12 protein-coding genes are annotated in these 12,842 nt (G+C 40.5%); 7 read left to right on the plus strand and 5 right to left on the minus strand.

From position 1 onward, the window contains the following. Window positions 1-265 precede the first annotated feature (265 nt). Window positions 266-499: an EF-hand domain-containing protein gene (locus V7K30_RS04970; protein ID WP_334997686.1), complete on the minus strand. Its 234-nt coding sequence runs from the start codon at window positions 497-499 to the stop codon at window positions 266-268. A gap of 113 nt (window positions 500-612) precedes the next feature. Between V7K30_RS04970 and V7K30_RS04975 the strand changes: the two genes are divergently transcribed. Continuing rightward, entirely contained in the window at window positions 613-1,089 is a 477-nt protein-coding gene (locus V7K30_RS04975) for a tyrosine-type recombinase/integrase (protein ID WP_334997688.1), read from the plus strand. 271 nt (window positions 1,090-1,360) lie between these two features. Here the strand turns inward: V7K30_RS04975 and V7K30_RS04980 are convergent, their stop codons facing one another. Beyond that, the gene (locus V7K30_RS04980; RefSeq protein ID WP_334997690.1) at window positions 1,361-1,906 is read right to left on the minus strand and encodes a phosphate-starvation-inducible PsiE family protein; all 546 of its coding nucleotides are present in this window, start codon (window positions 1,904-1,906) and stop codon (window positions 1,361-1,363) included. A gap of 89 nt (window positions 1,907-1,995) precedes the next feature. Next, window positions 1,996-2,919, minus strand: coding sequence for a tetratricopeptide repeat protein (locus V7K30_RS04985; protein ID WP_334997692.1), 924 nt, complete (start codon window positions 2,917-2,919; stop codon window positions 1,996-1,998). A gap of 365 nt (window positions 2,920-3,284) precedes the next feature. On the opposite strand from V7K30_RS04985, the gene V7K30_RS04990 reads away from it, so the two are divergent. The 5 genes from V7K30_RS04990 to V7K30_RS05010 all read left to right on the plus strand — a co-directional run bounded on the left by V7K30_RS04990 (window position 3,285) and on the right by V7K30_RS05010 (window position 10,078). Next, window positions 3,285-5,327: an elongation factor G gene (locus tag V7K30_RS04990; protein WP_334997694.1), complete on the plus strand. Its 2,043-nt coding sequence runs from the start codon at window positions 3,285-3,287 to the stop codon at window positions 5,325-5,327. Between the two features lie 403 nt (window positions 5,328-5,730). Continuing rightward, window positions 5,731-7,782 (plus strand): ATP-binding protein, encoded by a 2,052-nt coding sequence (locus V7K30_RS04995; RefSeq protein WP_334997696.1) that lies wholly within the window; start codon window positions 5,731-5,733, stop codon window positions 7,780-7,782. Window positions 7,783-7,787: 5 nt separating this feature from the next. After that, complete coding sequence (locus V7K30_RS05000; RefSeq protein WP_334997698.1) at window positions 7,788-8,489, plus strand: hypothetical protein; 702 nt, start codon at window positions 7,788-7,790, stop codon at window positions 8,487-8,489. A 92-nt stretch (window positions 8,490-8,581) separates the two neighbouring features. Next, entirely contained in the window at window positions 8,582-9,487 is a 906-nt protein-coding gene (locus tag V7K30_RS05005; protein WP_334997700.1) for a ComEC/Rec2 family competence protein, read from the plus strand. Between the two features lie 198 nt (window positions 9,488-9,685). After that, window positions 9,686-10,078, plus strand: coding sequence for a nuclease A inhibitor family protein (locus V7K30_RS05010; RefSeq protein WP_334998151.1), 393 nt, complete (start codon window positions 9,686-9,688; stop codon window positions 10,076-10,078). Window positions 10,079-10,158: 80 nt separating this feature from the next. On the opposite strand, the gene V7K30_RS05015 is transcribed toward V7K30_RS05010, so the two are convergent. Further along, window positions 10,159-10,998: a DNA/RNA non-specific endonuclease gene (locus V7K30_RS05015; protein WP_334997702.1), complete on the minus strand. Its 840-nt coding sequence runs from the start codon at window positions 10,996-10,998 to the stop codon at window positions 10,159-10,161. A 919-nt stretch (window positions 10,999-11,917) separates the two neighbouring features. Further along, window positions 11,918-12,421 carry a DUF6174 domain-containing protein gene (locus V7K30_RS05020; RefSeq protein ID WP_334997704.1) on the minus strand — a complete coding sequence of 168 codons (504 nt, stop codon included), beginning with the start codon at window positions 12,419-12,421 and terminating at the stop codon, window positions 11,918-11,920. A 228-nt stretch (window positions 12,422-12,649) separates the two neighbouring features. On the opposite strand from V7K30_RS05020, the gene V7K30_RS05025 reads away from it, so the two are divergent. Next, window positions 12,650-12,835: a DDE transposase family protein gene (locus V7K30_RS05025; protein WP_334997706.1), complete on the plus strand. Its 186-nt coding sequence runs from the start codon at window positions 12,650-12,652 to the stop codon at window positions 12,833-12,835. Window positions 12,836-12,842 lie beyond the last annotated feature (7 nt).

Consider the following 12,842-nt stretch of genomic DNA (forward strand, 5'->3'; position numbering starts at 1 on the left):
TTTCGTTACATAATTAGAAATTTTCTGCCCACTTACTTATGCTGAAATGTCCCGTTGGCTTTGCAAAAGCTTGGGAAGCTAGTAAAGATGCTAACGAGTCAGGGAAGGTTAGAGAGTTAGGGAAAATTGGGAGAGATTAGGAGGCTAATGTCTAATGACTGATGTCCAATAATTTATAAAACCCCGCTATCGGTCAACGCAGTGTTGAAATAGCAGGGTTTACGTAGGGTTGTCGGGGGCGGAGGTGACTTTGATTTTTTGATTGCTAGTTTAAATTACTTGCTTTCTCAACTGCTTCCTTTAACTCTTCAAAGGTAATACTACCGTCTTTGTCTGAATCATACTGTACTAGTAACTCCTGGGGACTATTGGTGTTTGTTTCTGATGAGATAATTGCACTTAAGCCAGGACTTAAAAAAAGATCATTAATGGAGATTTTACCGTCTTTATCGCTATCTAAGGTATTAAAAAGAGATTGAAGCTCTTGCTCGGTTGTCATAAGTTTCTATCTGAATTGATTTTTCAATTTAATATCTCAAAATCTTGACAAAAACGCAAGGACAGTTAAGACAGTTAAGGTGTATTCTGTGATACAGGGTCTACAGTCTGACAATGAAAATCAATCGGCAGGATCGAGCCAAGATTCTCACACAGCAAGAGATACAGCTAATTTTCAGTGATGGCTTAGACAACGACCGCGATCGCGATGCCTGTACCTTGTTGACTGAAGACATTTACACACCCAAAGGTATTGTTAGACACCGGCTGATTATTAGGAAGGGAAACACCAAAGGGAAGCTGGCCACTAGGTCAATCTCAGTGATTGAAGATTTGCGGCGGTTATTGGGTGAATACTACCCACTGGCAGGAGATGTTTCTCTGTTTCCCGGTCGCAATGATGGGCATATCAGCGAAGATTCAGCCGCTAGGATTTTTAGAGGAGCTTGTAAACAAGCTGGGATAATTGGCGTGAGTACCCACAGCTTTAGGCGTACCGCGCTAACCCAGATGAGCAATGCTGGTATTCCACTGCGGGTAATTCAGGAAATTTCAGGGCATCGGAATTTAGCCCAAAATCAGTCTGGCTGATAGTAGCCGCTGCTTGAGTATGTACCTTGCGAGGGTGTTATATAAATTCGTAATTCGTAATTCGTAATGACGCTCTCTTAGGAGACGCTGCGCGTAGCTCGCTTCCCCGTTCGCGGAGCGAGGGGTACGCGGACTCGCTACCGCTACGCTAACGTAATTCGTAATTAATAGCCGTTACTCTATAGATGCATCAGGAGATAGGACGGATAAGGGAGAAAATTCTACCTCATCTCCCTACTCCCCACTCTCCATTCCCCATTTTCATCAGAATTTATCCAAGCGGTTGATTCTCATCACATTGACGTGAATACTGTAATTCCAACTCATTTTGCCGTTCCCTACCACCTCTCGCAACCGGACAAAACTTAGTGTTAGCGCTCATACAATCCATGTGTGGCGTCTTAGCACAGACCACAAGTAGCCCACCCAAAACAAACAACAAACCACAAATAGCCAGCGTATTAACCCAATAAATTTCCAGCGCTCCCTGAACTACTACTTCTCGCAGTAGAGATACAATTGTTACCTCAACTGCTACCCCCACAGAGATACTATGTTCTTGCAAGTAGACCATTAACAGTCGAAATAACTCGACTAAAATCAACACAAATAGGATTTTTGCAGTCACATGTTTATAATCCAGTTGCTGCGTAATGGCGATAAATAACCCCCACAATTGCATCAGCATGACGGCAAACAAACCAAAACACAAGACAATCACAATTAAGTCTTGGAAGGCTTCCATGTTGCGAACAATTGAGTGTCGATCAAGCCAGCGATCGCTAAATAAAAATCGACTCTTCAGGCGCTTTTGCATGTACGTTTCATTCCAATCGGGACAAGTTAAGACAACACCAGCGAGTCAACCCAATAGTTTTATGTTATGCAATATTAAGCTTTTGCGCCTCAGCGAGGTTGGTAATTTAAATTTTGTACTTGTTGCAACAATTGTTCGGCATTTTTTGCCCACTGGGGATTACCCTGAGCTTTGTATAAATCTCTAGCAAATTTGAATACTTGTACTGCATCTCCATATTGCTGTAACTGCATAAAAACTAACCCTGCACCATAATAAGCATTGGGATAGTTAGAGTTAGCTTCGGCTGATTTTCTAAAAGCCTCTAAGGCTTCTTGGAATTTGCGTTGTTGAAACCAAATTGAACCGAGATTGTAGTAAGCTTCTGGATATTTGGGATTAATTTTTACTGCCTGATTAAAGGCATTTTTTGCTTGATCGATTTTGCCTTCTTGGAGATAACACATCCCCATATGATAAGGAGGCTCTGGTGCATTTTTGCTATATTCTATGGCTTTTTTAAAAGATGCGATCGCTCGCTGGCAATCTCGTTGCTGTTCTCGTACCAACCCCAAGTTATAGTGGGCAAATCCTAGTTTGGGATCAAGTTCTAACGCGCGTTGCAAATAATCGTTAGCTAACTGTAAATTATTACCTTCTAACAACGCACCACCTAAATTAGCAAAAGCTGGAGCAAATTTGGGATCAGCTTGTGTCGCTCGATAAAATGCGTCCGCAGAGGGTTGTAATTTTCCCGTTTGTCGGAATGCTAGCCCTAGATTATAGTGCGCTGGTGCCAATGTCGGATCTAACTTGGCTGCTTGTTTAAAGGCTGCGATCGCATCTTGTACCTTTCCCGCCTGAATTGCCTGTAAACCTTGATTTAACGAGTCTAGGGCAGTTTTACTATTAGATTGTGCCAGCTTTGAGGCCACAGGAGGAGATAGAGAAAGAGAGGGCGAGGAAATACTCACAACCAACAAAGTCAAACTTACTAACCCTGCTATGCGATATTTAGAGAATGATAATCCCATTGATTTTCTGACTCGCAACACTTTCAGTTAAACAGGACTTATGCAAAAAAGTTCTGAAGTAGCGGTAATTCATGAATTACCGCTACGACAAATCAGGTTTTTGAGACACTTTTGCGTAAGTCCTATTAAATTTACTTCATAAAGACTTTTTTACAAAAATTTTTTATTCTGCATGAAAGTTTGTGATCCTTAACTTTTCTTAAGCTAAATCTTACGACAGACTACAATTTTTTTAACTTTCGATTAAAGGGAGGATAATAACAAATTAAAGAAGGGGTAATTTTGACTCCAGAGAACCATTTTTTATCCCTGATAAATACAGCAGAATAATGCGGTTAGGAAAAACTTACCGCAAGGGAGGTTTTATGAACGAAAAAGTAAAATCGGGTTCGCGCAATGTTGCAATTGTCGGGCCTTATTTAAGTGGAAAAACCACTTTACTAGAAAGCTTGTTATTTGTCACAGGGGCAATTTCCCGCAAAGGGAGTGTTAAAGACAGCAATACAGTGGGAGATAGTGCTGCTGAGTCGCGCGATCGCCAGATGAGTGTAGAAGTCAGCGCCGCTAGCACTGAGTATGACAGCATTCGCTTCACTTTTATTGACTGTCCGGGAAGTGTAGAATTTGCCCAAGAAACGTACAATGCTTTAATCGGAGTAGATGCGGCAATCGTAGTTTGCGAACCTATACGCGAGCGAGTCCTTACCCTCGCCCCTCTATTTAAATTCCTAGACGATTGGGAAATTCCCCACCTCATTTTTGTCAACAAAATGGATCGGGCAAATATTCACGTTTTGGAAACGTTGCACGCCCTGAAAGCAGTATCTAGCCGTCCTTTGGTAGCGCATCAATATCCGATCATGAACGGGGAACAACTCACCGGCTTTATTGATATGGTGAGCGAACAGGCATATCAATATCATCCAGGCGCACCTGCTGACCCCATTCCTTTCCCCGAAAGTTTAAAAGCAGAAGAACATACAGCACGGGCAGAAATGCTCGAAGCCCTAGCAAATTTTGACGACCATTTACTTGAAGAACTTTTAGAAGACATTGAGCCACCCCAAGAGGAAATCCTCAAAGATTTAAAAATGGAATTAGGGGCAGATTTGGTAGTGCCCGTTTTCTTTGGTGTGGCAGAACAAGATTATGGTGTTAGACCTCTATTAGAAGCCTTGTTACGGGAAGCCCCCGAACCAGAAACCACAGCAGAACGTCGCTTAAAAAACTTAAAAGGTGATACACCTCTAGCGCAGGTATTAAAAACTTATTACACTCCCCAAGGTGGCAAACTCTCTCTCGTGCGTGTTTGGCGGGGCAAATTAACTGATGGTATTGTCCTCAATGGCATTCGCACTGGGGGAATTTACCGCCTCATGGGACAACAACAGCAGTTTGTTAACCAAGTTAGTGCTGGTGAAATTGTCGCATTGAGCCGTTTAGAAGGAGTCAAAACAGGCGATACAATCTCTATAGAACAGCAGTCGGCGATGGAATTACCCAAAGCTGCACAGTTGGAACCAGTTTATGCTCTGGCCATTACACCAGAAAAGCGTAACGATGAAGTTAAACTCAGCAGTGCCATCACCAAGTTGTTAGAAGAAGACTCCTCACTTGCTTGGGAACAACACGGCGATACTCACGAAGTTATCCTGTGGGGTCAAGGCGAAATTCATTTGCAAGTCACCCTAGACAGACTGCGCCGCAAATATAACTTGCCAATGACAACGCACTTGCCGCAAGTGGCTTATAAAGAAACCATCCGCAAAACGGTGGCTTCAGTTCATGGGCGCTACAAGCACCAAAGCGGTGGTCACGGACAGTTTGGTGATGTTTTTCTCGAAATTAAGCCTTTACCACGCGGTACAGGCTTTAACTTTAATGAAACTATTGTCGGGGGCGTGATTCCCAAACAGTACATTCCTGGCGTGGAAATGGGCGTGCGGGAATTTCTCACACATGGGCCTTTGGGTTTCCCAATAGTGGATTTGGCGGTAACTCTGACTAATGGTTCCTATCACAACGTTGACAGTTCCGAACAAGCCTTTAAGCAAGCTGCCCGATTGGCAATGCAAACGGGGATACCCCAAGGGGAACCTACGCTGTTAGAGCCGATTTTGCGGGTGGATGTTACCACACCTAGCGAATTTACCTCCAAGGTGCTGCAACTGGTGAGTGGTAGACGCGGGCAAATTTTAGGCTATGAGGGTAAAAATGATTGGCAAGGCTGGGATAATGTCTCTGCATACTTGCCACAAGCAGAGATGCAAAACTTTATTGTAGAGCTGCGATCGCTCACTCTTGGCGTTGGTTCTTTCCACTGGGAATATGACCATCTCCAGGAAGTGCCGGAAAAGCTTGCCGAACGTGTCATTCAAAATAATGGTAATGCTGGTAACGGCAAGTAGTTTGGGATTTGTTGGGAATCCATTGAGTTTATATTTAAGGACACCCACAAGAGGTGTCCTTGATTTTATGCAGATTTTTCTTCTTTTGTAGCGTTTGCGATTCATAAGCAGGGATTAATATCATGTCCGCTGAATCACCTATCAAAAAAACTCCCCGCATTCCTGCGTCGAGGCGAATATTAGCGATCGCTCAAAGATAGGTTTTGTTTGCTAGGCTAAAGCGGAAGATTTAAAATTTAGGTAGATAATCAAGGCTAAATAGTCTCTATGGGTCACTTCACTATGTGAACTAGTTATCCTTACTGTGTATTGGCCTTAGATCAAACTAGACTTTATTGCTAAATAATAGCGAATTAAATTAATCAAGTAGAAATTATTGAATTATTGAGATTGTAGCGAAACAATGATGCATTTTAAGTTTTCACCTAAAATTCTGCAAAGGCTGGGAGAAGAACTCATTCCAAATCCAGACCAAGGAATCATCGAATTGGTTAAGAACTCTTATGATGCTGATGCTACTGAATGCACAGTAGAACTTATCAAAACTAGCACCATAGGTGGCTCGCTTATTATTTCAGATAACGGTGTTGGTATGGATAAAGATGCCATTAGCGAGGGATGGCTGGTGCTAGGCCGCTCGAAAAAAGCTATCCGTGAAGTTACTCAATTAGGTCGCTTACCTGTAGGTAATAAAGGATTAGGTAGGTTAGCGGCTCTACAGATGGGTTCTCAAGTATTCTTAAAAACTAGACCTAAACATGAACCAGGAGTTGAATATTCTTTAACGATTAATTGGGATGATTTTCAGGAAGCTGATGTAGTAGAAGATGTTGCTTTTGATGTTCAAAAAAGTATCACAGATAAAGGGTATGGAACTCATATTATCGTCAGCAATCTTAAAAATATATTTAATAAACGTGATATCCAAAGACTAGCTAGGGAACTTTTACTGCTAGCAGATCCATTTGACAATCATGTAGGTTTTAGCCTTAAACTTATTGCCCCAGAATTTTCTGAAATTGAAAAACAAGTAAACAATGCTTACTTTGATGATGCCGAATATCATTTGCAAGCTAGTATAAATGAACTTGGGATTGCTGAAGCAAGTTTGCTGGACTGGCAGAAGAACGTAATTTTTCAGGCAAAACATAGTGATATTTCTCAAGAGCTTTACAAAACACCTGCAACTAAATTTGAACTGTGGGTATTCTTTCTAAATCCTCAAACTTTTTCAGCTAGAAAGGCTTCTGTTTCTTTCACACAAGTTAGAGAATGGCTTGCTAAAGTAGGGAATGTTCGTCTCTACCATCGAGGTTTACGGGTAAAACCCTATGGAGATTCGGACGATGATTGGTTGAACTTAAATTATGCACGAGCAAGAAATCCAGAAGTTCGTCCTTCAACTAAAACAGTTATTGGTAGAGTCATTGTTAAAGACTATGACGATATGTTACTTCAAAAAACTGATCGGCTTGGTTTTATTGAAAATGAAGCTTTTTTAGAGTTAAAACGCTTCGCAATTGATGTGTTGGAATGGATGGCGAAAGAAAGGCTGAAAGTTACTGAAACGCAAAGACAAAGGGTTAAGAAACAAGTTCCTCGTGATCTTACAGAAGCTAAAGCCAGAATTGAAGAAGTTATTGAAGCAGAAGTTCCTCAAGAATCTCGTCCTAAAGTCTTAGAAGCTGTTCAGCAATACGAAACTGTAACAGAACGTGAAACCAAGGTATTACGTGAAGACCTTCAGTTGTATCGCAGTCTAGCTACAGCGGGAACAACCGCAGCAGTTTTCGCTCATGAATCTGCTAAACCAGTGACTTCAATTGCAAAAATAGCTAACAGAATAGAAAAAAAGGGTAAAGAAATTCTGGGAGAAAAGTATGAACAATATTTCGGAGAACCAGTTAGAAAGCTTTATCAAGTAAGTAAGTCATTACTACGCTTTTCTGATTTTCCTCTGCATCTGTTGAAACGAGAAAAACGTCGTGCAGGTGTTGTAGATGTCCATAGTGTTATTGATGAGATTGTCGCACTTTTTCAAAGTTTTTTTGATGAAGGTGAAATTCAAGTTATCAAAGAAAAAATTGATACTAAACCTTGCATTTATGGAAGCGAGGCTTTGCTAGAAGCAATTATTACAAATCTTTTAACAAATGCTATAAATGCTTTTAATGTTGAAGGTGGACGTATAGAAGAACGTAAATTAATTATCAGAACTGAAATTGAAGGAAGGAGTTTAAAAATAAAATTTTTAGACAATGGTTCAGGAATTCATAATATCAAAATAGACGAAATTTGGCTACCTGGTAAAACCACTAGGGAAGGTGGTACAGGTTTAGGATTGACAATTGTGAGAGATTCTGTAACTGATATGGGAGGCTCGGTAGATGCAATTGCAAAGGGTGAATTAGGTGGAGCAGAATTTATTGTAGAATTAACACTTATTAGAGAGTAAGTTTTATGAATATGACAAAAGTTTTGAATAATATAAAAATAGCTATAATTGATGATGATAAAAACCTAGCTGAGGTAACAGCTTGGGAAGTAGAAGAAGCAGGCTACCAACCATTTTTATTAGACAATAGACATTTTCGCAATGTTAGTGACTTGGTATCACTTATTAGAGAAAATTCTCAAGGTGCTGTGTGCGATCACCGATTGAGTAATTCTGGATTTGCTAACTTTTATGGTGCAGAATTAGTTGCAAATCTTTACGATTGTAAATTTCCATCATTGTTAATAACTCAGTATACAGAAATGGATACATCTTTTTCGATTAGGAAATGGAGACATAAAATACCTGTACTACTGAGTCGAGAAGAAGCCGATGCTTCAAGCATTGCTAAGGGAATAGAAGATTGTATCTTAGAACTTTCTGGTAAAATACCGAGTACTAGAAAACCTCGTAGAACGATAGTTAGGATTACTAATATTGATGAAGAATCTGGTGAAGGTGTTGTAGATGCATTTGTTCCAGGTTGGAATCCCCATAAGGCTGTTCGTTTTCCAGCTTCTCTGATTTCAGAAAATATTAGAGTTGCATTAAAACCAGATATCCGTTTATTTGCTCACGTAAATACAGGAGCAGAAAAATCTGATGACCTATATTTTGAAAAATTTGAATTAGCACCTAAACCCGATGAAGATGATGGACTCGCCTGAACTGATTATTTTAGATGTTGGACATGGAAATTGTGCGTTAATCAGAGATGCAAATGATGCGATGGTTATTGACTGTCCACCTGGGGGGTACTTTGGCAGAAACTCTTGAGCATCTATCTATTAAAGAAATTTTACATATCCTCATTTCTCATTCTGATGCAGATCATATTGGAGGTATGATTGACTTACTCTTAAATGAAGATATCAAAATCCACAACGTACATATAAACCCTGACTCAATCAAAAAAAGTGAAATTTGGTTAGATTTACGTAGTGCTTTAAAAGATGCACGCCAACGTTTTGGAACTAACGTTTCATCAGAGTTGACAACAACAAAAACGGGAAGTTTGAATATTGGTTCAGTTAATATAGAAATCCTTGCGCCAACACCTGAATTGATTTTAGGTGGTGCTGGAGGAACAGACTTACATGGAAGGCGATTAACTTCTAACTCAATATCAGCCGTTATCGGTATAGTTCACGATTCTCACAGAGTGGCTATACTAGCAGCAGATATTGATAATGTAGGCTTTGACAATTTGATTCAAGATCAAAAGAGTTTGAGTGCTGACATACTTGTTTTTCCTCATCATGGTGGAAAACCAGGGAGTGCAGATACTAGAAGATTTGCCCAGCAATTTTGTACTTTTATTCAACCAAAGTTAATAATATTCTCAATTGATCGTAATCGTTTTAATAATCCCCGCACAGAAATAGTAGAGGGTATTATTTCTTCAGTTCCAGATGCTCATATTTTATGCACTCAATTATCCCAACAATGTGCTGCTGCTCTTCCTAGTTCAAAGCCTACACATTTAACTAAACTTCCTGCCAGAGGGCTTAATAGTAATAGCTGTTGTGGAGGAACTATTACTCTTAAAATAGATGGTAGCAGGACAACTTATGATGAGATGGCTTTACATAAAGAATTTATTGTTAGTCAAGTAGCTAGTCCAATATGTCGAAAGTTTTTATCTATCGTCAAACCAGATAAGTAGGTCGGCGCAAATAAAGCTAACTGGTGAAGGGTTTATTCCCCACGAGATACTTGCATTACATTATACATCAAATAGTTATCAAGTGCGATCGCTCCAGCGTTGCTTCCTTCCACTGGAAATAGAATAGTATCTCTTTCGGCTTCCCACCTTGCTGCTAGCTGAATGATACAGTATGAGCGTTACTAGAAACTGATGACTATGAGCGGCGAGATTGTCGAAAAACTGAAGGAAGCTAGTGCTGGCTTGTTAATGATGAGCGAGTCAGATTACCCTTTCGAGGTTGTTCAGTGGAAAGGTGCTGCACCTGCAACCCAGGAGAAGATATTACAGCTAACAGGTTCTCAAGACCTGCCAGTAGAAGTAGTAGACTTGAACTATCTCTTTCGTAATTGTGCATTTGAGCAAGAGTGGCACAATGAATTACAGAAAAAAGATGTTAAAAGATTTCAAACACTTGTCCAGACGCTTAAAGATAATCTTAGCGACATCAGCGTTTATCGTGTTGGACGAATAAATATTGACGCTTACATCATAGGACAAACTAAAGATGGTGACTTAGCTGGAGTAGTAACAAAACTGGTTGAAACCTAGTAAGCAGGTTGGAAATTTCTCTAAATCAAAGCTTAGGTATCTGTGTGGCTAGGCTTTCTCATTTTTGAAATTATCCAAACTTATAAATTGTCAACTTGCGCTTCTATTACAGACTGAATAGATGTTGAAATTTCTGAGAGAAAATTGTATCCAGTTAGGGATTCTAATAAGTCAACGCTAACCCGATAGTTTCTCCAATTCGCTGTTCGTACCCCTTGGGTGTTGGGAATATTGACACTAATTACTCTCGTGCTGGTTGTCACGCCAGCAACGCCTGAACCTGGAGTATTCAGTACAACAATAATTTTCCAAGTTCTATTAGGGACTTGAACCCGTCCATTAGCTATTGTATAGAACCTTCCGTTAGATCCAGTACCGCCCATCCCATATCCACCAGATATGATGTAGAGTTCTTTACCCTGTGCTACTAGAGTTCGGGCATAATCCTCCAGGTTTGCCCAAATTCCCTGATTGTTATCTGGGGCTTGAGCAATCATGTTGCTCATCAAAAAGGTGGCAGAATTATTGGTAACACTACTAGTTCTATCAGCACTAGGTGTCATGTGACCACGATCAAAGCCACTTCCGCTAAAATCGGTAGATTCAACTTGATAGCACCCAAAAGGAAGTGTTGTATCAGCCCGAAAAGTATCTTGCCTTGGTGTGCTACCTAACCAACTACTATTCAACTGCCAAGACACCCAATTTGGTCTACCTATTCCGCAGTTGTAAGCAATTACATACTGTGGTTTTACCAGCAAGTAGTTATTTAGGCTGGAAGTTCCAGCGTTGCTGGGGTTGCCAAGGCTTAGGTGAACACTTACTGATGACTGGGCTGGTACGATCTGTGCTAACCCAATGATGAATAAAACTACCGCCACCAATGGCAGTAGAAACTTGAAAATATTGATTTTTTTCACGTTTTTGTACTTTTGATTACAAAACAGTGTCCGAGTTCTTCACTTCAATATCAAGCATTCAGTGATACAAAAATAAAGATTTTTGTAATAGTAAATATGTAGTGACACCATAGCCGGAAATCTTTGTTCGGCAAAAGTTAACAATCAATAAATCACTACTTTGGTGAGGAACGATGTCTACGACGGGCTACGCCTACGCTCGAAATTTCGCATCTCTACACTAAGATTTATACATCTAATCAGCAACGCCAATCTTTTTTCTTAGAGGAAATTTAATTAATGGGATAAATGAGAGCGATGTCTACGGCAGCAAGCTACGCATTGGATCGTCTTTTCCTCTGATATCATGTCCGCTTGATTGCTTATTAAACCCGAAGAACCCCAAAGAGCCAAAGCTATGCTTTGTCTCCCCTCCCGAAGAGCGGGGAGGGGATTAAGGGGAGCCAGTGCAGTCTTCTCCCTACAGCCCTTCTCCTAAAGGAGACGCTCTTGCGTTCGGGCATCCTACGGCGGGCGCTAGCCTCTCCCAATGTGAGAAGGGGAGAGGCCAAGGGCGGTAGCGAGTCAGACGCTCCTACGTCGCTAACGCAATGTTTACGAGCGTCTGGGGTCTCCCCAAGTGGAGCATCTGGCGTGTGGGGTGCAATGACTATGGGAATGGTAACTAATTATGCGGACATGATATGAGACATTCGCACAGCACCACATAGAAACTTGAACGCCAGCAGTTAATAGACCTCTTGCAAAAGTCAAAAAATCAGGAATGTCATGTTGAGCGGAACGCAGTGGAGAGAAGAATCTCACCAGATGTTTCGCTCCGCTCAACATGACAATTTAAGCATTTATGCAAGAGGTCTAATGATGAAGGTGAGCATAGCTATTGCCTTAATATCTTATTTTCTGGTTGCAGCGGCGGCTATTAAATTTTCTTAAAATTCTCAATTGTGAGATATTTTTCTTCATCAGCTATCTGACTGTTGTAATCGATATCAATTTGGGTTGGATAGCCGAATCTAGCACTGTACCGGACATTGAGGCTGAAGGCTTTACGGTTGATAGCATCTTGAATCACATCAAATAGCTTAGGAATTGTTTTGTAGTTTTGAAAGAATTCTGGATTAACTGGTTTACCTGTGGCTACAGAAGTGATGGAAGTTGTTTGACCATTACGGACTTTAATGATTACTGGCCCTCTAGCATCGGGTGTACAAAAGCAACTATTACTCAATGTATAGTCATAGTTGGAAATATTTTGCTGATTCCAGAAACGGCGATTAAATTCTAATCGCTTTTCCAATCGCTTTAAATTCAAGTTATTACTCGCTGGCGATTCTGCTATCTCTATGGGAGATTTGGACATTACTGGTAGGTTCAGACCAAAAGATAGCAATAATCCGGCACTGATAATGATAGGTAAACGCATATCAATCCATTGAATTATAAAAATATTATATATATTAATTCATCTACTTTTTTAAATACACTTTATCTTTTGATTAAAATTCATCAGTGGGTAGCCAAGGACAAGTAGTCTATAGCCAAATCAGATCCGGCGCGTTGGCGCAACCCGCCGTAGGCATCGGATACATGCGAAAATCTTTTCTTTATGCCGTAAAATTCTTACTGTAAAAACAAAGGTTTTATTTTAAGCATGAACGATTCACAAACTTGGTATATTGTCAAGCATTCTGTTGGTAATTGCGAAATTGTCCCCAGCGACAAAGTTGGAGACGATAATCTAGAGATTATAGAACAGTGGGGGCCTTTTAGTTCGCAAGAAGAAGCGATCGCTCGGCGTGTCGGACTTATTAGGGCTGGAAAGTGCCAACCAGTTTAAATTTAAG

The organism is Nostoc sp. (genome assembly GCF_036917655.1).
Taxonomy (GTDB): Bacteria; Cyanobacteriota; Cyanobacteriia; order Cyanobacteriales; family Nostocaceae; genus Nostoc.